Annotated in this window: 24 protein-coding genes; 11 read left to right on the top strand and 13 right to left on the bottom strand. The window is 65.0% G+C overall.

The annotated features are described in order from the left end of the window. Positions 1-45: 45 nt before the first annotated feature. Positions 46-1386 carry a metalloprotease PmbA gene (gene pmbA, locus R6258_RS17015; protein ID WP_318452896.1) on the top strand — a complete coding sequence of 447 codons (1341 nt, stop codon included), beginning with the start codon at positions 46-48 and terminating at the stop codon, positions 1384-1386. 209 nt (positions 1387-1595) lie between these two features. Here pmbA and mgtE read toward each other — a convergent pair whose 3' ends face one another. The 11 genes from mgtE to R6258_RS17070 all read right to left on the bottom strand — a co-directional run bounded on the left by mgtE (position 1596) and on the right by R6258_RS17070 (position 10280). Next, positions 1596-2951, bottom strand: coding sequence for a magnesium transporter (mgtE, locus tag R6258_RS17020; protein WP_318452897.1), 1356 nt, complete (start codon positions 2949-2951; stop codon positions 1596-1598). A 118-nt stretch (positions 2952-3069) separates the two neighbouring features. Beyond that, positions 3070-3339 (bottom strand): HPr family phosphocarrier protein, encoded by a 270-nt coding sequence (locus R6258_RS17025; protein WP_318452898.1) that lies wholly within the window; start codon positions 3337-3339, stop codon positions 3070-3072. Continuing rightward, positions 3326-4216 carry an RNase adapter RapZ gene (gene rapZ, locus R6258_RS17030; RefSeq protein WP_318452899.1) on the bottom strand — a complete coding sequence of 297 codons (891 nt, stop codon included), beginning with the start codon at positions 4214-4216 and terminating at the stop codon, positions 3326-3328. Before rapZ ends, R6258_RS17025 begins: the two co-directional genes overlap by 14 nt. A gap of 86 nt (positions 4217-4302) precedes the next feature. Further along, positions 4303-4800, bottom strand: a complete 498-nt coding sequence (gene ptsN, locus R6258_RS17035) for a PTS IIA-like nitrogen regulatory protein PtsN (RefSeq protein WP_318452900.1) — start codon at positions 4798-4800, stop codon at positions 4303-4305. A 9-nt stretch (positions 4801-4809) separates the two neighbouring features. Then, on the bottom strand, positions 4810-5118 hold the full coding sequence (gene hpf / locus R6258_RS17040; RefSeq protein ID WP_136067013.1) for a ribosome hibernation-promoting factor, HPF/YfiA family: 309 nt from the start codon (positions 5116-5118) through the stop codon (positions 4810-4812). Between the two features lie 167 nt (positions 5119-5285). After that, positions 5286-6701: an RNA polymerase factor sigma-54 gene (locus R6258_RS17045; RefSeq protein WP_318452901.1), complete on the bottom strand. Its 1416-nt coding sequence runs from the start codon at positions 6699-6701 to the stop codon at positions 5286-5288. 170 nt (positions 6702-6871) lie between these two features. Further along, positions 6872-7597 carry an LPS export ABC transporter ATP-binding protein gene (gene lptB, locus R6258_RS17050; protein WP_318452902.1) on the bottom strand — a complete coding sequence of 242 codons (726 nt, stop codon included), beginning with the start codon at positions 7595-7597 and terminating at the stop codon, positions 6872-6874. A 40-nt stretch (positions 7598-7637) separates the two neighbouring features. Beyond that, complete coding sequence (lptA, locus tag R6258_RS17055) at positions 7638-8159, bottom strand: lipopolysaccharide transport periplasmic protein LptA (protein ID WP_318452903.1); 522 nt, start codon at positions 8157-8159, stop codon at positions 7638-7640. After that, positions 8156-8743, bottom strand: a complete 588-nt coding sequence (lptC, locus tag R6258_RS17060) for an LPS export ABC transporter periplasmic protein LptC (protein WP_318452904.1) — start codon at positions 8741-8743, stop codon at positions 8156-8158. Before lptC ends, lptA begins: the two co-directional genes overlap by 4 nt. 3 nt (positions 8744-8746) lie before the next feature. Beyond that, positions 8747-9289 (bottom strand): KdsC family phosphatase, encoded by a 543-nt coding sequence (locus R6258_RS17065; protein ID WP_318452905.1) that lies wholly within the window; start codon positions 9287-9289, stop codon positions 8747-8749. 10 nt (positions 9290-9299) lie between these two features. Next, complete coding sequence (locus R6258_RS17070) at positions 9300-10280, bottom strand: KpsF/GutQ family sugar-phosphate isomerase (RefSeq protein ID WP_318452906.1); 981 nt, start codon at positions 10278-10280, stop codon at positions 9300-9302. Positions 10281-10475: 195 nt separating this feature from the next. On the opposite strand from R6258_RS17070, the gene R6258_RS17075 reads away from it, so the two are divergent. The 9 genes from R6258_RS17075 to hisD all read left to right on the top strand — a co-directional run bounded on the left by R6258_RS17075 (position 10476) and on the right by hisD (position 17407). Then, complete coding sequence (locus tag R6258_RS17075; protein WP_318452907.1) at positions 10476-11288, top strand: ATP-binding cassette domain-containing protein; 813 nt, start codon at positions 10476-10478, stop codon at positions 11286-11288. Positions 11289-11356: 68 nt separating this feature from the next. Beyond that, the gene (gene mlaE / locus R6258_RS17080) at positions 11357-12127 is read left to right on the top strand and encodes a lipid asymmetry maintenance ABC transporter permease subunit MlaE (protein WP_318452953.1); all 771 of its coding nucleotides are present in this window, start codon (positions 11357-11359) and stop codon (positions 12125-12127) included. Further along, positions 12124-12588, top strand: a complete 465-nt coding sequence (gene mlaD / locus R6258_RS17085; protein ID WP_318452908.1) for an outer membrane lipid asymmetry maintenance protein MlaD — start codon at positions 12124-12126, stop codon at positions 12586-12588. Before mlaE ends, mlaD begins: the two co-directional genes overlap by 4 nt. Before the next feature lie 90 nt (positions 12589-12678). Beyond that, positions 12679-13290 carry an ABC transporter substrate-binding protein gene (locus R6258_RS17090; RefSeq protein WP_318452955.1) on the top strand — a complete coding sequence of 204 codons (612 nt, stop codon included), beginning with the start codon at positions 12679-12681 and terminating at the stop codon, positions 13288-13290. Next, on the top strand, positions 13287-13628 hold the full coding sequence (locus R6258_RS17095; protein ID WP_318452909.1) for a lipid asymmetry maintenance protein MlaB: 342 nt from the start codon (positions 13287-13289) through the stop codon (positions 13626-13628). The genes R6258_RS17090 and R6258_RS17095 overlap by 4 nt, the downstream gene beginning before the upstream one ends. A gap of 163 nt (positions 13629-13791) precedes the next feature. Next, the gene (locus tag R6258_RS17100; protein WP_318452910.1) at positions 13792-14046 is read left to right on the top strand and encodes a BolA family protein; all 255 of its coding nucleotides are present in this window, start codon (positions 13792-13794) and stop codon (positions 14044-14046) included. 13 nt (positions 14047-14059) lie between these two features. After that, positions 14060-15325 (top strand): UDP-N-acetylglucosamine 1-carboxyvinyltransferase, encoded by a 1266-nt coding sequence (murA, locus tag R6258_RS17105; RefSeq protein WP_318452911.1) that lies wholly within the window; start codon positions 14060-14062, stop codon positions 15323-15325. A 42-nt stretch (positions 15326-15367) separates the two neighbouring features. Further along, the gene (gene hisG / locus R6258_RS17110; protein ID WP_318452912.1) at positions 15368-16024 is read left to right on the top strand and encodes an ATP phosphoribosyltransferase; all 657 of its coding nucleotides are present in this window, start codon (positions 15368-15370) and stop codon (positions 16022-16024) included. A gap of 45 nt (positions 16025-16069) precedes the next feature. Then, entirely contained in the window at positions 16070-17407 is a 1338-nt protein-coding gene (hisD, locus tag R6258_RS17115) for a histidinol dehydrogenase (protein ID WP_318452913.1), read from the top strand. Between the two features lie 92 nt (positions 17408-17499). Here hisD and R6258_RS17120 read toward each other — a convergent pair whose 3' ends face one another. Beyond that, positions 17500-18747 carry a Do family serine endopeptidase gene (locus R6258_RS17120; protein ID WP_318452914.1) on the bottom strand — a complete coding sequence of 416 codons (1248 nt, stop codon included), beginning with the start codon at positions 18745-18747 and terminating at the stop codon, positions 17500-17502. Between the two features lie 112 nt (positions 18748-18859). Between R6258_RS17120 and R6258_RS17125 the strand changes: the two genes are divergently transcribed. Next, a complete protein-coding gene (locus R6258_RS17125; RefSeq protein ID WP_318452915.1) occupies positions 18860-19618 on the top strand; it encodes a Nif3-like dinuclear metal center hexameric protein in 759 nt (252 codons plus the stop codon). A gap of 34 nt (positions 19619-19652) precedes the next feature. On the opposite strand, the gene R6258_RS17130 is transcribed toward R6258_RS17125, so the two are convergent. After that, on the bottom strand, positions 19653-20102 hold the full coding sequence (locus tag R6258_RS17130; RefSeq protein ID WP_318452916.1) for a YhcB family protein: 450 nt from the start codon (positions 20100-20102) through the stop codon (positions 19653-19655). Between the last annotated feature and the right edge of the window lie 156 nt (positions 20103-20258).

Consider the following 20258-nt stretch of genomic DNA (forward strand, 5'->3'; position numbering starts at 1 on the left):
AGGTTGGCGCAGTATACCAGCCAGCCTTCGGACAAGGAGACCAACATGACACAGGCTTTCGATGCGACCGCACAGCAAGCGCTGCTGGAATCGCGTGCGGCCGCCGCGCTCGAGCAGGCCCGCGAGGCGGGCGCCGACGCCTGCGAGGTGGGCGCCAGCGTCGACCAGGGGATCAATGTCAGCGTGCGCCTGGGCGAGGTCGAGACGGTGGAACTGGCGCGTGACCAGGGCATCGCGCTCACCGTCTACGTGGGTAGCCGCAAGGGCAGCGCCTCGTCGTCGGACGCCAGCGAGGCGTCTATCCGCGCGCTGGTCGAAAAGGCCCTGACGATCGCCCGGCAGACCGGCGAGGACCCGGCGTCCGGCCTGGCCGACAAGGCGCTGATGGCCACCGACCTGCCGGATCTGAAGGTGCACCATCCGTGGCGCTTGACGACCGATCAGGCGATCGAGATGGCGCTGGCCTGCGAACAGGCCGGGCGCGGCGTGTCGGGTATCAGCAATTCCGAAGGCGCCGAGCTGTCGAGCGGCGAAGGCGTGCGGGTCTACGCCAACAGTCACGGCTTCATGGGCAGCCAGCGTGGCAGTCGGCATTCGCTGTCATGCATGCTGATCGCCCAGGATGAGCAGGGCATGCAGCGCGACTACGATTATTCCAGCGAGCGCGATCCGGCCAAGTTGGCGTCGCCCGAAGCGATTGGCCGGCGTGCCGCCGAGCGCACGCTGCGGCGCCTCGGCGCCAAGCGTCCCGCGACCGGGCGCATGCCGGTGATGTTCGCCCCGGAACTGGCCGGCGGACTGATCGGGCACTTCTTGAGTGCCATCGCCGGTGGCGCGCTCTACCGTGACGCATCGTTTCTCTGCGACAGCCTCGGCGAGTCGCTGTTTCCCGAGTGGCTGTCACTTCAGGAGAAGCCGCGCGAGATCGGTGCAATGGCGAGTTCACCCTTCGACAACGATGGGGTCTATACCCGCGACAACGTCTATGTCGAGCAGGGGCGGATCTCCAGCTATATGCTCTCCGCCTACAGTGCGCGGCGACTCGGCATGACGACGACCGGCAATGCCGGCGGCGCGCGTAACGTTCGGCTGGATGCCCCGCTGAACACACCCGAAGCGCTGCTGGCGCGGATGGGTAACGGGGTGGTGGTGACCGAGTTGATGGGCCAGGGGGTCAACAGCGTGACCGGTGACTATTCGCGCGGGGCGGCCGGCTTCTGGGTCGAGAACGGCCAGCTGCAGTATCCGGTCGAGGAGTTCACCATCGCCGGCAACCTGCGCAGCATGTTCGGTAACCTGCTTGGGGTGGGCGACGACATCGATACCCGCGGCAGCGTGCATACTGGCAGTTGGCTGATCGACGACATGATGGTGGCTGGCGGCTAGGCATTGTCTGAAAACTGTCTGCGCTCGGCCATACTGCGTTAAAAATCAGCTTAAAATGCTCATTTACACCCCGTAAACTCCGCTTTTTCGCTGATTTTTGCCTTGTCTGACCTTCGCTCGTCGACTTTTCAGACAGTGCCTAGGTGAGTGAGCGACGAACAGCGATGCTGACGCTCGTAGCTCGTAGCTCGTAGCTCGTAGCTCGTAGCTCAAAGATAAAACACCGTCGCCAGGCCGAGGAAGGCCATGAAGCCGATCACGTCGGTGACGGTGGTCAGGATCACGTTGCCGGACAGCGCCGGGTCGATGTTGAGCTTCTTGAGCGCGACGGGCAGCAGGGTGCCGCAGAGCGCGGCGACCAGCAGGTTGATGACGATCGCCGCCGCGATGATGGCGCCCAGCGTCAGGTCGTCGAACCAGACCACGGCGATGGCTGCGATCACCAATGCCCAGAGCAGGCCGTTGAGCACACTGACGATCAGCTCGCGGCTGAGCAGCCAGCGCACGTTGCTGCCCGAGACATGGCCGAGGGCGATGCCGCGGATCAGTACCGTCAGCGTCTGTGAGCCGGCGATGCCGCCCATGCTGGCGACGATCGGCATCAATACCGCGAGGGCGGTGACGCGTTGAATGGTGCCCTCGAACAGCCCGATCACCGCAGCCGCCATGAACGCGGTAATCAGGTTGACGCCCAGCCAGACCGCCCGCCGCCGACTGGTCCGCCAGGCCGGGGCGAAGGTGTCCTCCTCGTCGTCGAGACCCGCCATGCTCATCACCTGGTGCTCGGCGTTCTCGCGAATCACGTCGACCACATCGTCGATGGTGATCCGCCCCAGCAGGTGGCCATCGGTCCCCACCACCGGCGCCGAAACCAGGTCGAACTTCTCGAACAGCTTGGCGACGTCGCTCTCGCCGGTCATCGCCGCAATGCTGACCATGTCGGTATCCATCACTTCGCGGACCAGCATCGACGGGTCGGAAACCAGCAGGCGGTTGATCGGCAGGCTGCCGATCAGCTTGTCGCCGCGGGTGACCACCAGCAGCGTGTCGGTGGTGTCCGGCAAGCGCTCGTGGCGGCGCAGGTAGCGCAGTACTACATCCAGCGTGATGTCCGGGCGGATCGTCACCGCGTCGGTGTTCATCAGACCACCGGCGGTATCCTCGGGGTAGGCGAGGACGGTCTCCAGACGCTGGCGCTCCTGAGCCTCCATCGAGGCCAGCACTTCCAGGGTGACGGTATTGGGCAGGCGCTGCAGCAGGTCGGCCAGGTCGTCGACGTCGAGTCTCTCGGTCGCCGAGACCAGCTGCTGGGTATCCATGCGGTTGAGGAAGACCGTCTGGATATCGTCGTTGAGATACTGCAGGACGTCGCCCTGCAGCTCGGAATCGACCAGTTCCCAGAGGACCTCGCGTTCGCGCGGCGGGGTCGATTCGAGCAGATGAGCGACGTCGACCGGCGCCAGGCCGCGGTTGAGCATGCGCCGAACCTGGTCCAGGGCGCCATTTTCCAAGGCTTCGTTGAGCCGATCGAGGCGGGGCTGCAGTCGCTGTGGGTTCTGGCTCATGGCTGTCGGCGTCCTTGATCGCCCCGCATCGCGGTGGGCGTCATTCTATCATCGTGGCCGGACCCGAAGGGCAGCGATCCGTTGCGCGGCATGAGGGGAGGCGCCCGCCGACGGACGCCTAGGCATCCTCTTCGAAGCGTGCCGCGAACAACGCCTCGAGCGCATCGAGTGCTTGTATGGCCTGGGGGCCCTCGGCTTCGACGGTCAGCCGGCTGCCGCAGGGCGCGGCGAGCATCAGCAGTGACATGATGTTGGCGGCATCGCCGCTGCGGTCCAGGTGATGGACGGTGACCCTGGCCTCGTAACCCTGGCAGCACTGAACCAGCTTGGTCGCGGCGCGGGCATGCAGGCCGCGCTTGTTGATCAGCGTCAGCTCACGCTGTGGCATCGGCGGCCCCCACGGCGGCGTGGATACCCAGTTCCCGATGGCGAATTCGCACGCGGTAACGGCCGGTGAAATGCCGCGCCAAGCGTTCGGTCAGATAGACCGAGCGATGCTGGCCGCCGGTACAGCCGATCGCCACCGTCAGATAGCTGCGATTGCTGGCGCGGTAGGCGGGCAACCAGCGCTCGAGCCAGTCGCGGATGTCGTCGGCCATGGCGCCGACATCCGGATAATCCTCGAGGAAAGTCACGATCTCGGCATCCCGGCCGTTGAACGGACGCAGCCGCGGGTCCCAGTAGGGATTGGGCAGGCAGCGGGCGTCGAAGACGGTATCGGCGTCGAGCGGCACCCCGCGCTTGAAGCCGAATGACTCGAAGGTCAGCGTGAGCTGTTCGCTGGTATGGTGGGCGACCTGCTCGGCGATGCGCCCGCGCAGGTCGTGGACCGAGAGCTGCGAGGTGTCCATGACCAGGTCGGCCAGATCTCGGATGCCCGACAGCGCGTTCTCCTCGGACTCGATCGCCTCGGCCAGGGTCATCTGGCTATTGCGGGTCAGCGGATGGCGGCGGCGGGTTGCCGAGTAGCGCTCGAGCAGGATCTTGTCCTCGGCTGTCAGGTAGACCACCTGACAATCGATGCCACGCTTGCGAACGGCCTCGAGCTGCGTGGGGAAACGTTCGAGGGCCATGGGCAGGTTGCGTGCATCGATGCTGACCGCGACGCTGGCGCGCTTGCTGTCGGCCTGCTGGAGTTCATCGATCAGCGCATCGAGGAGCATCGCCGGCAGGTTGTCGATGGCGTAGAAGCCCAAGTCCTCGAGCGCCTGCAGGGCGATCGACTTGCCGGATCCGGAGCGGCCACTGATGATCACGAGTTGCATGGGGCGGCTCCCTTTTCACGGTGAGTCACGAGTCGGTCATGTGACGTGGCATAAGCCAGGCCCGCGATGCATCGAGGCCTATGAAGCTACTTGGCTTGCCGGGGCGAGGCGCCGGTGCCGTCATCGAGGGCGTGGATGGCCTGGATGAGTGCGTCGTAGAGTTCGCGCTGGCTGGCACTGTGGCGCAGCCGACTGCGGGTCTCGGCGTCGTTCATGATGCCTGCGACCTGGGCGAGCAGTGCCAGGTGGGTGTCGTCGGCCTCTTCGGGCACCAGCAACACGAACACCAGATCCACCGGTTCGCCATCGACCGCATCGAAATCGATCGGTTCCTGAAGCTTGAGGAAGCCTGCTACCGGTGCCTTGCAATGGGGGTTGCGGGCATGGGGGATGGCCACGCCATTGCCGATGCCGGTACTTCCCAGGCGTTCGCGTCCGATCAGCCGGCTGAACACCTCCTGGCTGTCTAGGCTAGGGGTGTTCTGGGCGATGAAGGTGCTGAAGAACTCAAGCACGCGCTTCTTGCTCCCCCCGGGCACGGCAAACAGGGTGCGTTCGGGGGGCAGTATGGCTTCCAATGTCATGATAGGGAGTTAGCGGGCACCGGCGCCTTGCGCGCGAGCCTGAGCCTTTTCCTTGTGTTTGACGAGTTGGCGGTCGAGCTTGTCGGCCAGGGCATCAATGGCGGCATACATGTCGCCGTTTTCGGCTTCGGCATGCAAGTCAGCACCCGCTGCGTGAAGCGTGCAGGCCGCCTGCTGGCGTTCCTTCTCGACCGAGAGCGTTACCTGCACGGTGGTGATGTTGTCGTAGTGGCGTTCCAGCCGCATCAACTTCTCGTTGACATAGTCACGCAATGCATCCGTCAGTTCGACGTGATGGCCGGTGATGTTGGCTTGCATGGCACGTTCCTTTTCGACGAGTGGTGGCTCGATTGTAACCCTTTTTGCAGCTTAGCAAACCCCTTGTGGGATGGCGGCCACACGCGTCGCTTTTCGCGAGCTGAGGGCGTAAAAATCGACGTTCCGAGGTGGCGGGGCGTGGCACGTTCCGTGTGCCGGAAGAGACTTCAGGCGAGGCGCTTGCGTTCGCTGGAGGAGGGAATACCCAGCGCTTCGCGGTACTTGGCGACGGTGCGTCGCGCCACCGCGATGCCGTCGGCGGCGAGCAGATCGACCAGTTTGCTGTCGGAGAGCGGCTTGCGCGGCGGCTCGTCGCCGATCAGCTTCTTCAGGCGCGCGCGTATCGCGGTACTGGAATGCGCATCGCCTTCGCCGCCGCCGACATGGCTCGAAAAGAAGTACTTGAGCTCGAAGACGCCACGCGGCGTATGGATGAACTTCTGCGTGGTGACTCGCGAGATGGTCGACTCGTGCATCTCCACGGTCTGGGCGATATCGGCGAGTACCAGCGGTTTCATGGCTTCTTCGCCACGTTCGAGGAAGTCGAGCTGGCGGACCATGATCTCGCGACCGACCTTGAGCAGGGTGTCGTTGCGACTCGACAGGCTCTTGATCAGCCAGCGCGCTTCCTGAAGATGCTGCTTCATGAAGGTATTGTCGTCGCTCTTGTCGGCCCGCTTTATCAAGGCGGCATAGTCGGGTTGGATGCGCAGCCGCGGTAGCGCCTCGGGGTTGAGCTCGATACGCCAGCCCTCGCGAGTGTGGCGGGCAACCAGGTCGGGGATCACGTAATCGTTGCCGCTGGCGTCGAAGACCTGGCCGGGACGCGGGTCGAGGGCGCGGATCAGCGCGATCACCGCATCGAGCTGAGCGTCGTCGAGGCGCAGCCGGCGCTTGAGCAGCTTGCGATCGTCGCCGGCCAGCGCTTCGAGAAACTGACGCACCAGGCGCTTTGCCTGAGGCAGCAGCGGCGTATCGTCGGCCAGCGTAGCCAACTGTAGCAGCAGGCACTCGCGTAGGTCGCGGGCGAATACGCCGGTGGGGTCGAACTGCTGGAGGCGATACAGGACCTGCTCGACATCGGCGACCTTGAGTCCGGCGAGCCCTTGATTGTGCAGGCCTTCCGTCAGCTCGTCGAGCTGACCTTCGAGGTAGCCGTCGATGGTGATCGAATCGATGAGGCATTCGGCGATCGCATGGTCGCGGCTATCGAGCCCGGCCATTTCGAGCTGCCACTGGAGATGATCCTGCAGGCTCTGATCGGCGCTATTGCGCTCGAAGTCGGGGCCGTCTTCACTGCGCCCGGCGCTGGGGGCCAGGTCCTGGTAGGTATCCGACCATTCGCTGTCCAGCGTGAGTTCCTCGGGGATGTCGCTGGCCCAGTCGTCTTCTACCGTCTCGCCGACGGCAGTTTCCCCATAGTCGTCTTCCATCTCCAGCATGGGGTTGGATTCCAGCGCCTGCTGGATCTCCTGGCGTAGGTCCAGCGTCGACAGCTGCAGCAACTGGATGGCCTGCTGCAACTGGGGCGTCATGGTCAGTTGGGTGCCGACCCGAAGCTGCAACGTGGGTTTCATAGCCATGACAACGTGACTTCACTGACAGGGTTTGATCACACGTTATCCTGCCCGGTATGGCCTTGCAAGTATAAAAGCAATAACCATGCCACGATTAAGGCTAATCCCGCTTGGCGATATCTTGCGTGGAATTTCAGGGCTTGACAGCCGACTCTCGGTGAGGCGGCAGCGAGCGCTCAGAGGCGGAACTCGTTACCTAGGTAGACCTCGCGGACCTTCTTGCTGGCGAGTATCGCTTCCGCGCTACCCTCGGCGATGATCTGGCCGTCGCCGACGATGTAGGCGTTGTCGCAGATGTCCAGCGTCTCGCGCACGTTATGGTCGGTGATCAGCACGCCGATGCCCCGGTCGCGCAGTTGGCGAATGATCGACTTGATTTCGCCGACCGAGATCGGATCGACCCCCGCGAAGGGCTCGTCGAGCAGGATGAACGCCGGCTCGGTGGCCAGCGAGCGGGCGATCTCCACCCGTCGGCGCTCGCCGCCGGACAGGCTCATGCCCATGTTGTCGCGAATGTGGGTGATATGGAATTCCTCGAGCAGCTGTTCGAGCTGGCGCTTGCGCCCCGGCTTGTCCAGGTCGCGCCGCGTCTCGAGGATCGCCATGATGTTGTCGGCGACCGATAGCTTGCGAAAGATCGAGGCTTCCTGAGGCAGGTAGCCGATGCCCGCGCGGGCGCGATGGTGCATCGCCGCGCGGCTGAGATCCTGGTCGTCGATACTCACCTCGCCGGCGTCGGCGCGTACCAGACCGACGATCATGTAGAACGAGGTCGTCTTGCCTGCCCCGTTGGGGCCGAGCAGGCCGACGATGCTGCCCTGGCCGATCGACAGGCTGATGTCCTGGACCACGCGGCGATTCTTGTAACTCTTGGCCAGATGTCTGGCGAACAGCGTCTTCATCGCGCGGGACTCTCCTCTAGACTGGCCTCGGCTGTCGGGGTCATTGTTCGGCCGACTTCGGCGTCAGGCTCATGCGCACGCGCTGGTTCTCGGTGCCCTGAACTTGGGAGCGCGCCTGGACCTGACGATTGTCGAGGAAATACTCGACATAGGCGCCGTTGAAGGTATCGCTGGCCTGGTGCAACTCGGCCTGTCCGATCAGCTCGACGCGTCGCTCGCCGGCGTGGTAGATGATCGTATCGCCCCAGCCCTTGACCAGCGGATCGTCGGGCGCCGGGCGCTGTTCGAGATAGGCACGCTCGGCGCCGCCGGTGGCGGTCACCAGGGTCACTTCGCCCTGGTCGTTGCGCTCGATCTCGACACGCTGAGCGGTCAATTTCATGCTGCCCTGCTGCATGTCGACGTCACCGGTGTAGACGGCGGTGCCGGCTCGGTCGTCGAGATCCAGTCGGTCGGCGGCAATGTTGATCGGCTGATTGGCATCGCTGTCCAGCGCCAGGGCCGGCGTGGCGAGCAGTGCCGCACCGGACAGCCCTAGTGCGGCGATAAGGGTGCGCATCATGATCCTGAATCCTCGTCGATCGGCGGGTGATGGCCGCGTACGTTGCCGTTGAGCCGCATGCGTCCGCTATCCAGCCAGGCATCGAAGCGATCGCCGCGCACGCGTTGTTGGAATTTGCGCAGAACGGCCTCGCTTTCACTCCAGGCATGGCCGGTGTCGGCATCGTAAACCAGCACCTCGCTATTGATTTGCCATCCCTGTTCGGGCGCCTCGAGCTGGGCGTCGCCGCTTAGCTTGAGCGGATTGGCGTTGGCCCCCAGCCTACCCGTGTCGGCGCTGGCGAACCAGACCCGGCCGCGGTCGTCGACGAGTCGGGCGTCGGGCGTTTCGAGGTGCGTCACGTCATCGTCGGGGGTATGCGTCAGGCGCGGTGTCTCGAGCCGCTGATGGGCGGTGCCGGCCGCATCGAAGCGGGTCAGCGTGGCGTCTTCCAGATAGTAATCGGGTTCGCCGCTTGCGGCCGTGGAAGGCGGGGCGGGTAGCGAGATATTGCGCTGCTCGATCAGCGCCAGCAGCCCACCCAGCGCGATCAGGATGAGTGCCAGCCACCATTTGTATGAGAGCCGCGAGAGACGCTGGAGCATCGTTCAGTTCCGGCCGTGAAGGTAAGTATCGAGTAGCGCTGCCCAGTGACCCTGCATCTGCAGCAGGCCATCGCAGATGTCGCGTACGGCGCCGTGACCACCGGGGCGTTGGGTGACCCAGTCGGCCTGTTCGCGGATATAGTCTGGCGCATTGGGCACGCTGATGCCGAGCCCCGCGCAGCGAATGGGGGCGAGGTCGGGCAGGTCGTCGCCGCAGTAGGCGATCTGCTCGAACCCGAGGTCCAACGTGTCGAGCAACTCGCGCAGCACAGCCAGCTTGTCGTCGCGGCCCTGGAAGACATGCTCGATACCCAGGGCCGCGGCGCGGCGCGCCACCATCGGCGACTCGCGGCCGGTGATGATCGCTACCTCGACCCCGGCCCGGCGCAGCAGCTTGATGCCCTGACCGTCCTGGGTACTGAAGGCCTTGATCTCCTGACCATCGGCCTGAAAGTACAGCTGGCCATCGGTCATGACCCCGTCGATGTCGAGAACCAGCAGCCGTATATGGCGGGCGCGCTCGGTCAGCTCGGGATGGTCGGTCATCGCTGTCTCCTCAGATCACGCCACTGACGAGCAGGTCGTGCATGTGGATGGCGCCGATCGGGCGATCGTCGGCATCGACCACGGCCAGCGCAGTGATACGGTTGTCTTCCATGAGCCTGACGGCCTCGGCCGCCAGAATGTCGGCACGAATCCGCTTGCCGCCACGGGTCATCACATCGTCGACTCGCAGCGCGCGTAGATCGCCATGCTGATCGAGCGTGCGACGCAGGTCGCCATCGGTGTAGACGCCGGCCAATCGGCCTTGCTCGTCGACCACGCAGGTGAAGCCCAACCCCTTGTGGGTGATTTCGAGCAGCGCTTCGCGCAGCGGGCTGCCGATGACGACGCTGGGCAGCCGCTCGCCGCTGTGCATCAGGTCCTCGACCTTGAGCAGCAAGCGCCGGCCCAGCGTACCGCCGGGGTGCGACAGAGCGAAGTCCTCGGCGGTGAAGCCGCGCGCTTCGAGCAGGGCTACCGCCAGCGCGTCGCCCAGCGCCAGCGCGGCGGTGGTCGAGGCGGTCGGCGCCAGATCGAGCGGGCAGGCCTCGCGTTCGACGCCGGCGTCGAGGTGGGCCTCGGCATGGCAGGCCATGGCCGAGGCGGGGCGCCCGGTCATGCTGATCAGCGGCGTGCCCATGCGTTTGAGCAGCGGCAGCAGCGCGGTTATCTCCTGGGTCTCGCCGGAGTTGGAGAGGGCCAGTACCACATCGCGCGCGGTGATCATGCCCAGGTCGCCGTGGCTGGCCTCGCCGGGGTGGACGAAAAAGGCCGGCGTTCCGGTGCTCGCCAGCGTGGCGGCGATCTTGCGTGCAATATGCCCGGATTTGCCCATGCCGGTGACCACCACGCGTCCCTGGCAGGCGAGTATCAGCCGGCAGGCGCGGTCGAAGTCGTCGGACAGCTTGCCGCTCAATGCGGCGATGGCCTGCTGTTCCAGCTCCAGGGTGCGTCGGGCGCTGGCACGAAAGGCGAAGTCGGTATCGATGGTCATGACGATGATTGTTGCCCCGGGGGCGATTGGACTCAAGAGGCGACGCTGCCGGATGACCGGTCCGTCGCGGCTGTGCCGGGCGCTCATTAGACGCATAGAGGCGGTGGCTTGCAAGGGCCAAAGCGGGTCGGGCTGGTCGTGGTACGATGGGTTAGGATACGATGTTCGATAATTTTTCACCACTGAGTCGCCTGAATGAACGAATCGCTGCTCGTCGAGGTGGAAGGGTTGCGCTTTTCCCGAGGCGAGAAGGAAATCTTTCGCGGTATCGATCTGCAGATTCCACGCGGCAAGATCACTGCGATCATGGGGCCCAGCGGCACCGGCAAGACGACGCTGCTCAAATTGATCGGCGGCCAGTTGCGCCCGGATGCGGGGCGGGTCAGGATCGCCGGCCAGGACGTGCATCGCCTGCCGCGCCGCGCGCTGTTCCGCCTGCGCCGACGCATGGGCATGCTGTTCCAGAGCGGGGCGCTGTTCTCCGATCTGTCCGTGTTCGAGAACGTGGCCTTTCCACTGCGCGTGCATACCGACCTGCCCGAGGCGATGGTTCGCGACATCGTCCTGATGAAGCTCGAGGCGGTGGGGTTGCGTGGCGCCCGAGAACTGATGCCCTCGGAGCTGTCGGGCGGCATGTTGCGACGGGTGGCGCTGGCCCGGGCAATCGCCCTGGATCCCGACTTGATCCTCTATGACGAGCCGTTCGTGGGGCAGGACCCGATTTCGATGGGCGTGCTGGTGCAGCTGGTCAAGAAGGTCAATCAGGCGCTGGGACTGACCGCCGTGGTGGTCTCCCACGACGTCAAGGAAACCCTGACGATCGCCGATTACGTCTACGTGATATCCGATGGCCAGGTGATGGCGCACGGTACGCCGGCATCGCTGGATGACACCGGCGACGCCCGGGTGCGTCAGTTCATTCATGGCGAGCCCGACGGGCCGGTGCCGTTTCATTACCCGGCGCCGGATTACGTCACCGACATCATGACCGGGAGGGTGCGACGGTGAGCGATCGTCACGAGGGGCGTCGCCACGCCTTGCCTGGCGCAGCCTTCAGCCGGGCAGTCTCCCGCCGGATAGTGACGCTGGGCCGGGCGACGCTGGATGTCGTCGATGCGCTGGGCCGGGCCGGGATGATCCTGGCGCTGTCGAGCATGACCGTGCCTTCACGGGAAGGTTGGCGGCTGTGGCTGCGTCAGATGCATTTCGTCGGCGTGATGTCGCTGGCCATCGTGCTGGTGTCCGGCGTGTTCATCGGCATGGTGCTGGGGTTGCAGGGCTACACCATCCTGGTCGATTTCGGCGCCGAGGATGCGCTCGGGCAGATGGTTGCGTTGTCGTTGTTGCGGGAGCTGGCGCCGGTGGTCACGGCGCTGCTGTTCGCCGGGCGCGCCGGTTCGGCGCTGACCGCGGAGATCGGCTTGATGAAGGCCACCGAGCAGCTCTCGAGCATGGAGATGATCGGTGTCGACCCGCTGCGCCGCATCATCGCGCCACGCCTGTGGGCGGGTTTCGTCTCGCTGCCGCTGCTGACCGTCGGCTTCAGCGTGGTGGGCATCTGGGGCGGCTATCTGATCGGCGTGCAGTGGCTGGGAGTCTTCGAAGGTTCCTACTGGAGCAACATGCAGGACAGTGTCAGCTTCTTCGCCGATATCGGCAACGGCATGGTCAAGAGCGTGGTGTTCGCGCTGGTGGTGACCTGGATCGCGGTTTTCCAAGGTTATGACCTGGTGCCGACCTCGGAAGGCATTTCGCGCGCCACCACGCGAACGGTGGTTTATTCTTCGCTGGCGGTGCTGGGGCTGGACTTCGTGCTCACCGCGACGATGTTTGGAGAACTCGGATGAGACGCAGCAAGGTGATGGAGTTCGGGGTCGGCCTGTTCATGTTGGCCGGGGTGATTGGCGTGATCTTCCTGGGGTTGCGGGTCAGCGGTCTGGGCACCGGCGTATCGGGCGACACCATGACGCTGCATGCCAATTTCGCCAATATCGGCGGCCTGAAGGTACGCTCCAAGGTGACTTTGGCCGGTGTCGAGGTGGGGCAGGTCTCGGCGATAGAACTCGACCCCGAATGGTACGACGCCCATGTCACTTTCGAGGTCGACGACAAGCTCGAAGGCGTTTTGCCGCGCGATTCCACGGCGGCGATACTCACCGCGGGGCTATTGGGCGAGCAGTACATCGGCCTGTCGATGGGCGGCGACCCGCAAACCCTCGAGGATGGCGATACGATCCGCGATACACAGCAGGCACTGGTACTGGAAGAACTGATTCAGCAGTTCGTATCGAACATGGTGAAGGAATAACCGGAGGTGGCTATGACTGTTGGCATGACGACGATGCGCGTAAGGTTTTCCGTTTACCGCTGGCTGGCCGTTGTGTGCGCCACGCTGTTGATGGCTTCGATGGCCCAGGCTCAGCAGAAGCCCGAACAGCTGATCCGCGACAGTATCGATCAGTTGATGGGGCAGATCGAAGGGCGTAAGGACTATTTCGCCGAACACCCCGACGAGCTGGAGGCGCTGGTCGACAAGAATCTCGAGCAGATCGCCGACTTTCGCTACATCGGCGCCAGCGTCATGGGTCGCTACTTCCGCAATGCCACGCCGGAGCAGCGCTCGCGCTTCGTCGACACTTTCCGTCAGACGTTGATCGATACCTACGCTCGGGGGCTGGTGACGTTCGATTATCGCGAACTGCGCGTACTGGAAGGCACCGGCGGTCGTTACGAGGACCAGGCCAGTGTCGACATGGAAGTGGTGGCTGACGACGGCCAGGTCTATCCGGTGAGCTACACCCTGCGCCAGGACGATGGCCAGTGGAAGGTCGTCAACGTCATCGTCAATGGCATCAATCTCGGGCTGACGTTCCGCAACCAGTTCGACCAGGCGATGCGCAACAACAACCGCGACTATGACAAGGTCATCAGTGAGTGGGCACCCGAAGTCGCTACCGAGGAGCTGGAGAAAGGAGCCGCTGATTCCTCCGGACAAGGAACGGCGCAGTGAGCGTATTGCTCGACCATGACGGCGCGCGGCTGGTCGTCCAGGACCAGGCACTGATCGCCAGTGGCGAGGCCGATTTCGACGTCGCCGCCAGTCTGGCCGAGAGTGGCTGCGAATGGCTGGACACCCAGCCCTCCGGCAGCGTGGTGCACTTTGACCTGAGCGGCGTCGATCGAGCCAGCAGCGCGGCGATCAGCGTGATGCTCGAATGGCTGCGCTGTGCCCGTAAGCGCGGCCTCGAGGTCGAGTCGGTCAAGCTCTCCGAGCCGCTGGTTAGGGTGACCTCGTTGGCGGGTATCGATCTGCTGCTGCCCTCCCACCTGGAAGCGGCCGAGGCCTGATCGCCTCCCGGCGATCGCTGTCCGCCATCGCCGCGCGTCTCGCGATTCGGTAACGCGGCTGGGCATCGCCATCGCCGATGCTTTTCATTACCATGGACGCCTTCACGATCCCGCCGGCGGCGCAGCGCGTCGCCGGTCCACCTTCGACAGGAGTCATACGTCCATGCAACCCAGTGATGTCAAGGCGCGACTGGAGTCGCGGATCGACGACTGCGAATTCCACATCCAGGGCGAAGGCTGCAACTTCCAGGTCGTCGCCGTGGGCGAAGCGTTCGAAGGGCTGAGCCCCGTCAAGCGTCAGCAACTGATCTACGGCGCGCTGTCCGAGGAGATCGCCAGCGGCGCGCTTCACGCCGTGAGCATCAAGACCTATACCCCGGCGCAGTGGCAGGACGCTCCCGAGAACGCCCAGAGCTGAGTACTCGACCATCATGGACAAGCTGATCATCACCGGTAACGGCCCGCTCAACGGCGAGGTCTGGGCGAGCGGGGCGAAGAATTCCGCGCTGCCGATCCTGGCCGCCACGCTGCTCGCCGACGAGCCCGTTACCATCGGCAACCTGCCGCACCTTCAGGACATCACCACCACGCTGGAACTGCTCGCGCACATGGGCGTCGAGCCGGTGATGGGCGAGAAAATGAGCATCCAGCTCGATGGTTCACAGGTTCGCGAATGCCATGCGCCCTATGAGCTGGTCAAGAAGATGCGCGCCTCGATCCTGGTGCTGGGGCCGTTGTTGGCGCATTTCGGTCGGGCCGATGTCTCGTTGCCCGGCGGTTGTGCGATCGGCACCCGGCCGGTCGATCTGCATATCCGCGGCCTGGAGGCTATGGGCGCCGACATCACGGTCGAGGGCGGCTACATCCGGGCCCGGGTCGATGGCCGCCTCAAGGGCGCGACGATCATCTTCGATACCGTCACCGTCACCGGGACCGAGAACCTATTGATGGCGGCGGCGCTCGCCCAAGGCACCACCGTGCTGGAGAATGCCGCCCGCGAACCGGAAGTGGTCGATCTGGCCGAGTGCCTGATCGCGATGGGGGCGAAGATCCGCGGTCACGGTAGCGATACCATCATCGTCGAAGGGGTCGAACGCCTGCACGGCTGCCATTACGACGTGATGCCCGATCGCATCGAGACCGGCACCTTCCTGGTAGCCGCGGCGGCCTCGGGCGGCTGCGTGCGGGTGCGCAATACCCGCGCCGACATCCTCGACGCGGTACTCGCCAAGCTGGAAGAGGCGGGGGCAATGGTCCGCCACGCCGAGGACTGGATCGAACTCGACATGCAGGGGCGTCGCCCGCGCGCGGTCAATGTCAGAACGGCGCCTTACCCGGCGTTTCCCACCGACATGCAGGCCCAGTTCATGGCCTTGAACTGCATCGCCGACGGTACCGGTCGGGTCGTCGAGACGATCTTCGAGAACCGCTTCATGCACGTGCAGGAGCTCAAGCGCATGGGCGCCGAGATCGCCATCGAGGGCAACACCGCGATCGTGACCGGGGTCCGGCGGCTTTCCGGCGCGCCGGTGATGGCCACCGACCTGCGCGCTTCGGCCAGCCTGGTCGTGGCCGCCATGGTCGCCGAGGGCGAGACGCTGGTCGATCGTATCTACCATATCGATCGCGGTTACGAGTGCATCGAGGAGAAGCTGCAGTCGCTCGGCGCCAAGATCCGTCGCGTACCCGGTCACTGAGCCTTTCCGAGTCGTCTCGAAATACCTGGAACCGAAGTCGCCATGTCAAAGCAACTGATACTCGCCCTGTCGAAGGGGCGCATCCTCGACGAGACACTGCCCCTGCTGGCCGATGCCGGGGTGGAGCCGAGCGAGGATCTCGGCAAGAGCCGCAAGCTCTTGTTCGATACCAATCTGGAAGGCGTCAAGCTGGTGGTGATCCGCGCCACCGATGTCCCCACCTATGTGCAGATGGGTGCCGCCGACCTGGGAATCGCCGGCAAGGACGTGCTGCTCGAGCACGGCGCCGAAGGGCTCTATGAACCGCTTGACCTGGAGATCGCCCGCTGCCGGCTGATGACCGCCGGCGTCACCGGTATGCAGGCTCGCCATGCACGGCGTCGGGTGGCGACCAAGTTCGTCAATATCGCGCGGCGCTACTATGCCGAGCAGGGCATTCAGGCCGAGGTCATCAAGCTGTATGGGGCGATGGAGCTGGCGCCGTTGATGAATCTCGCCGACGAGATCGTCGACATCGTCGATACCGGTAATACGCTGCGCGCCAACGGCATGGAGCCGCGTGAGCTGATCGCCGACATCAGCACGCGGCTGGTGGTCAACAAGGCCGCCATGACCATGAAGCACGAGCGTCTCAAGCCGCTGATCGGACGCCTGCGCCAGGCCGTCGAGGCACGCCAAGCCAACGCGCCGGTTTCCTGATTCCTGGCGCTCGCGAGTCGAGCGCCGACAGACGAGGTTCGCACCATGGCCGACACCGTTACCGATAGCGCCACAGAGACCTTCAAGATGCCCCGGCTAGATACCCGGGATGACGACTTCGGCCCGTTGCTCGAGGCCCTGCTCGATTGGGAGGGCGTTTCCGACGCCGAGGTGCAACAGCGCGTCAGCCAGATCATCGAGGACGTGCGCACGCGCGGCGACGCCGCGCTGGTCGAGTTGACCCGGCGCTTCGATCGCGTCGAGGCGGACAGCGTCGAGGCGCTGACGCTCAGTCCCGAGCGCCTCGAGCAGGCCTTCGACAGCCTTCCCGACGCACAGCGCGAGGCGTTGTCGCACGCCGCGGAACGCATCCGCGCCTATCATCGCCATCAGAAGCCCGAATCCTGGCAATACCGCGAAGCCGACGGCACGGTGCTGGGTCAGCAGATCACCGCGCTCGATCGGGCCGGCATCTATGTGCCCGGCGGCAAGGCGGCCTATCCCTCGTCGGTGCTGATGAACGCGATTCCGGCGCACGTCGCCGGCGTGCGCGAGATCGTTATGGTGGTGCCTACTCCGGATGGCGTGCTCAACGACCTGGTGCTGGCCGCCGCGCACCTGGCGGGAGTCGATCACGTATTCACCGTCGGTGGTGCGCAGGCGATCGCCGCCCTGGCCTACGGCACCGAAAGCGTGCCGCGGGTCGACAAGATCGTCGGGCCCGGCAACATCTACGTGGCGACCGCCAAGCGGGCGGTATTCGGTCAGGTCGGCATCGACATGATCGCCGGCCCCTCGGAGATCCTGGTGGTCAGCGACGGCGGCACCGATCCCGAGTGGCTGGCCATGGACCTGTTCTCCCAGGCCGAGCACGACGAGGATGCCCAGGCGATTCTGGTGGGCTGGGACGAGGCGCATCTCGACGCCGTCGAAGCGGCGATCGAACGCTTGCTGCCGACGCTGGAGCGCGCAGCGATCGTGCGCGCCTCGCTGCGCTCGCGCGGCGCGCTGATTCGCTGTCGGGATCGCGACGAGGCGCTGGCGCTGGTCAACCGCATCGCTCCCGAGCATCTGGAGCTGTCGGTGGCCGACCCCGAGGCCCTGCTGCCCGAGGTGCGTCATGCCGGGGCGATCTTCATGGGCCGCTACACGGCCGAGGCGCTGGGCGATTACTGCGCCGGGCCCAACCATGTATTGCCGACGTCGGGTACGGCGCGCTTCTCATCGCCGTTGGGGGTCTACGACTTTCAGAAGCGCTCTTCGATCATCCATTGTTCCGCCGCAGGTGCGGCGACACTCGGGCGCACCGCCTCGGTGCTGGCGCGTGGCGAGGCACTGACCGCCCATGCGCGCTCGGCGGAGAACCGGATCGGCGACGAATAATGACGCGTGCGTTGATTCGTGTCGTTCAACGATCATGCCCCGCCTAGGCGGGGCATGATCGTTTATGGACGACAGCTTGCGTAAAGAAGTATTCAGGCTTCCTGTGGCCGCGGTCGTTCGCCGACTTTGACCTCCACGGTATGGCGCTCGCCACCGCGAATGTAGGTGACCGGCAGCCGCGTGCCGGGAGCGATCTCGGCGATATCGGCCATCGCCACGCGTGGGTCGATGATCGGCTTGCCGTCGATGGCGGTCATCACGTCGCCGGGTTGCAGGCCTGCCTCGGCGCCGGGCCCGCCGGGCACCACATTGGCGACGACGACCCCCTGGATTGCGTTGAGACCGAACGACGCGGCCAGGTTGGCGGTGACCTCCTGGACCTCGATGCCCAGCCAGCCGCGGATCACGCGGCCGTGGGTAATAATCTGGCTGAGGATATCGCGCGCCAGGTTGGTGGGGATGGCGAAGCCGATCCCCTGCGAGCCACCGGAGCGCGAGAAGATCGCGGTATTGATGCCCACCAGCGCGCCCTGCGCGTTGACCAGCGCGCCCCCCGAATTGCCGGGATTGATCGCGGCGTCGGTCTGGATGAAATCCTCGTAGGCGGACAGCCCCAGGTGGTTGCGACCGGTGGCGCTGATGATACCCATGGTCACGGTCTGACCGACCCCGAAGGGATTGCCGATCGCCAGGCTGACATCGCCCACGGCGATCTTCTCCGAGTCGGCAAGCTGGATCACCGGCAGCCCGTCGAGATCGATCTTGAGCACGGCGAGGTCGCTCTCGGGATCGGTGCCGACCAGTTGGGCGAGCGTCTCGCGGCCGTCACGCAGGGCGACCTGAATCTGGTCTGCGCCGCGGATGACATGCTGATTGGTGAGGATGTAGCCCTCGGCGCTGACGATCACCCCCGAGCCCAGGCTCGACAGCAGACGTTGCCGGCGCGGCATGTCGTCGCCGAAGAATTGGCGGAAGAAGGGATCGGACATCAGCGGATGCTGTTCGCGCTCGACGACCCGCGAGGAGTAGACGTTGACCACCGCCGGTGCCGCCTTGTCGACCGCGTCGGCATAGCTGACCGTGCCGCTGTCGCGGGATAACGGCTGGGCCTCCTGCAGTTTCGGCGCCGGGCGTGAGACGGCCGTGGCGTTGCTTGCCTGGGATGTCGCGGCGCCCGGGGCTTCGCTGGCTGCCGGCTCGCTCGAGGGGGCGGTAGTCTGGGATGGCTGCGGGCGGCTCGGCTCGGTACCCAGCAGGTGGGGGAACTGGTAAAGCAGGACGACGGCCAGCAGGATACCACTGATGACGGGCCAGATAAGGGGCATCACGAAGCGACGCATGTACGATCCTTGAACGAGGGCCGCCAGCGCCACGCTTCTCGAAGCCGATGGGTGCAGCCATTACAATGGCGGCAGTGTATCACCGCCTTTTTATGAATGCCCGGGAGGAGCCATGCTGGCACGCCACCAACTGATAGACGCCTGCGACGCCGAACTGCGCGCGGCGCAGTTCAAGGACTATACCCTCAATGGGTTGCAGGTGGCCGGCCGCGAGCGGGTCGCCAGGGTGATGAGCGGCGTGACCGCTTGCCAGGCGCTGGTCGACGAGGCGGTTGCCTGGGAGGCCGACCTGCTGCTGGTGCATCATGGCTATTTCTGGAAGAACGAGCCGGTGGCGATCACCGGCATGAAGCGGCGACGCCTCGCGACGCTGCTGGCCAACGATATCAACCTGCTCGCCTACCATTTGCCGCTGGACGCTCACGCCAGCCTGGGCAACAACGCCTGCCTGGCGCAGCGGTTGGATTTCCGAGTCAGCGGCTGCGCCGACGGCGAACTGGGCGACGGTTTGATATGGCTGGGCGAGCCGTCGAGCGCCATGGACACGACGGCCATGGGACAGCATCTAGCGACGGTATTGAATCGCGAGCCGACGGTGATCAGCGGCCATGACCGCGAGATCCGTCGCATCGCCTGGTGTACCGGTGGCGCCCAGGACATGATCGCCCAGGCCGCCGATGCGGGAGCGGACGCGTTCATTTCCGGCGAGATTTCCGAGCGCACGACGCACCTGGCCCGCGAGATGGGAATCAGCTATTTCGCGGCCGGCCACCACGCCACCGAGCGTTACGGCGTTCAGGCGCTCGGCGAGTGGCTGGCTAAGGAGCAGGGCGTCGAGCACCGGTTCGTGGATATCGACAACCCTGCCTGACGAGTTGCGCGGTAATTCGCGCAAGCCGCTACGCTCAGTAGCGTACCGGCGATGTCGTGGAGTCGGCCGTCTGATCGCGCTGACGCAGGCCGAAATCCTCGGCCAGCGTGCCACGGCCGTCGTCGGCGTAATCGCGCGGCGCAGGAGTGTCGCTATCGTTGGGGGGCTCCTCCTCGCCCTGACCGTTCAGGCGACGCTTGATCTGCAGGTCGTCGCACAATTGGTCGGCGCCCTGGGCGAGCTGTTGTTCGAGTTCGTGACTCTGGCGCTGAATACTGGTTACCAGTTCCGCAGCGCGGGCGAAGTGGTCGTTGAGCACTCCCTTCATCTGGCTCAGTTCGAGCTCGGTCTCGGCCAGGCGCTGGCGGGTCTTCTGATTGCGAGCGACATTGGCGTTGAGCAGGTGATAGCCCAGGGCGCCGATGCCGATGCCCGCCAACAGGCTGGCGATCGCCAGGATCCAATCGATATTGCCTTGATACACGTCGTTCCCCTTGATCTCTAACCACGGCCACGAGGGCCCGCCGGGGCGTGGCCTCATGGTGACACGGCCCATTATACGGGGCAGGGCGCGCTGCGGGTCAACGAGACGCGTCATGCGATGGACGGCACGCAGGGCCATGCGCCGCGGGTGCTCGGT

Origin of the sequence: Halomonas sp. HP20-15, from assembly GCF_033446685.1 — a bacterium.
GTDB lineage: Bacteria > Pseudomonadota > Gammaproteobacteria > Pseudomonadales > Halomonadaceae > Modicisalibacter.

Coding starts and splice junctions, on each gene's coding strand:
- R6258_RS17045 (WP_318452901.1), bottom strand. CDS start 6,701: ATGGCTATGAAACCCACGTTGCAGCTTCGGGTCGGCACCCAACTGACC.
- hisD (WP_318452913.1), top strand. CDS start 16,070: ATGGCCGACACCGTTACCGATAGCGCCACAGAGACCTTCAAGATGCCC.
- hpf (WP_136067013.1), bottom strand. CDS start 5,118: ATGCAAGCCAACATCACCGGCCATCACGTCGAACTGACGGATGCATTG.
- rapZ (WP_318452899.1), bottom strand. CDS start 4,216: ATGCAACTCGTGATCATCAGTGGCCGCTCCGGATCCGGCAAGTCGATC.
- lptB (WP_318452902.1), bottom strand. CDS start 7,597: ATGAAGACGCTGTTCGCCAGACATCTGGCCAAGAGTTACAAGAATCGC.
- ptsN (WP_318452900.1), bottom strand. CDS start 4,800: ATGACATTGGAAGCCATACTGCCCCCCGAACGCACCCTGTTTGCCGTG.
- pmbA (WP_318452896.1), top strand. CDS start 46: ATGACACAGGCTTTCGATGCGACCGCACAGCAAGCGCTGCTGGAATCG.
- R6258_RS17125 (WP_318452915.1), top strand. CDS start 18,860: ATGCTGGCACGCCACCAACTGATAGACGCCTGCGACGCCGAACTGCGC.
- R6258_RS17070 (WP_318452906.1), bottom strand. CDS start 10,280: ATGACCATCGATACCGACTTCGCCTTTCGTGCCAGCGCCCGACGCACC.
- R6258_RS17090 (WP_318452955.1), top strand. CDS start 12,679: ATGGCTTCGATGGCCCAGGCTCAGCAGAAGCCCGAACAGCTGATCCGC.
- lptA (WP_318452903.1), bottom strand. CDS start 8,159: ATGATGCGCACCCTTATCGCCGCACTAGGGCTGTCCGGTGCGGCACTG.
- R6258_RS17065 (WP_318452905.1), bottom strand. CDS start 9,289: ATGACCGACCATCCCGAGCTGACCGAGCGCGCCCGCCATATACGGCTG.
- lptC (WP_318452904.1), bottom strand. CDS start 8,743: ATGCTCCAGCGTCTCTCGCGGCTCTCATACAAATGGTGGCTGGCACTC.
- hisG (WP_318452912.1), top strand. CDS start 15,368: ATGTCAAAGCAACTGATACTCGCCCTGTCGAAGGGGCGCATCCTCGAC.
- murA (WP_318452911.1), top strand. CDS start 14,060: ATGGACAAGCTGATCATCACCGGTAACGGCCCGCTCAACGGCGAGGTC.
- R6258_RS17025 (WP_318452898.1), bottom strand. CDS start 3,339: ATGCCACAGCGTGAGCTGACGCTGATCAACAAGCGCGGCCTGCATGCC.
- mlaD (WP_318452908.1), top strand. CDS start 12,124: ATGAGACGCAGCAAGGTGATGGAGTTCGGGGTCGGCCTGTTCATGTTG.
- R6258_RS17120 (WP_318452914.1), bottom strand. CDS start 18,747: ATGCGTCGCTTCGTGATGCCCCTTATCTGGCCCGTCATCAGTGGTATC.
- R6258_RS17100 (WP_318452910.1), top strand. CDS start 13,792: ATGCAACCCAGTGATGTCAAGGCGCGACTGGAGTCGCGGATCGACGAC.
- mgtE (WP_318452897.1), bottom strand. CDS start 2,951: ATGAGCCAGAACCCACAGCGACTGCAGCCCCGCCTCGATCGGCTCAAC.
- R6258_RS17075 (WP_318452907.1), top strand. CDS start 10,476: ATGAACGAATCGCTGCTCGTCGAGGTGGAAGGGTTGCGCTTTTCCCGA.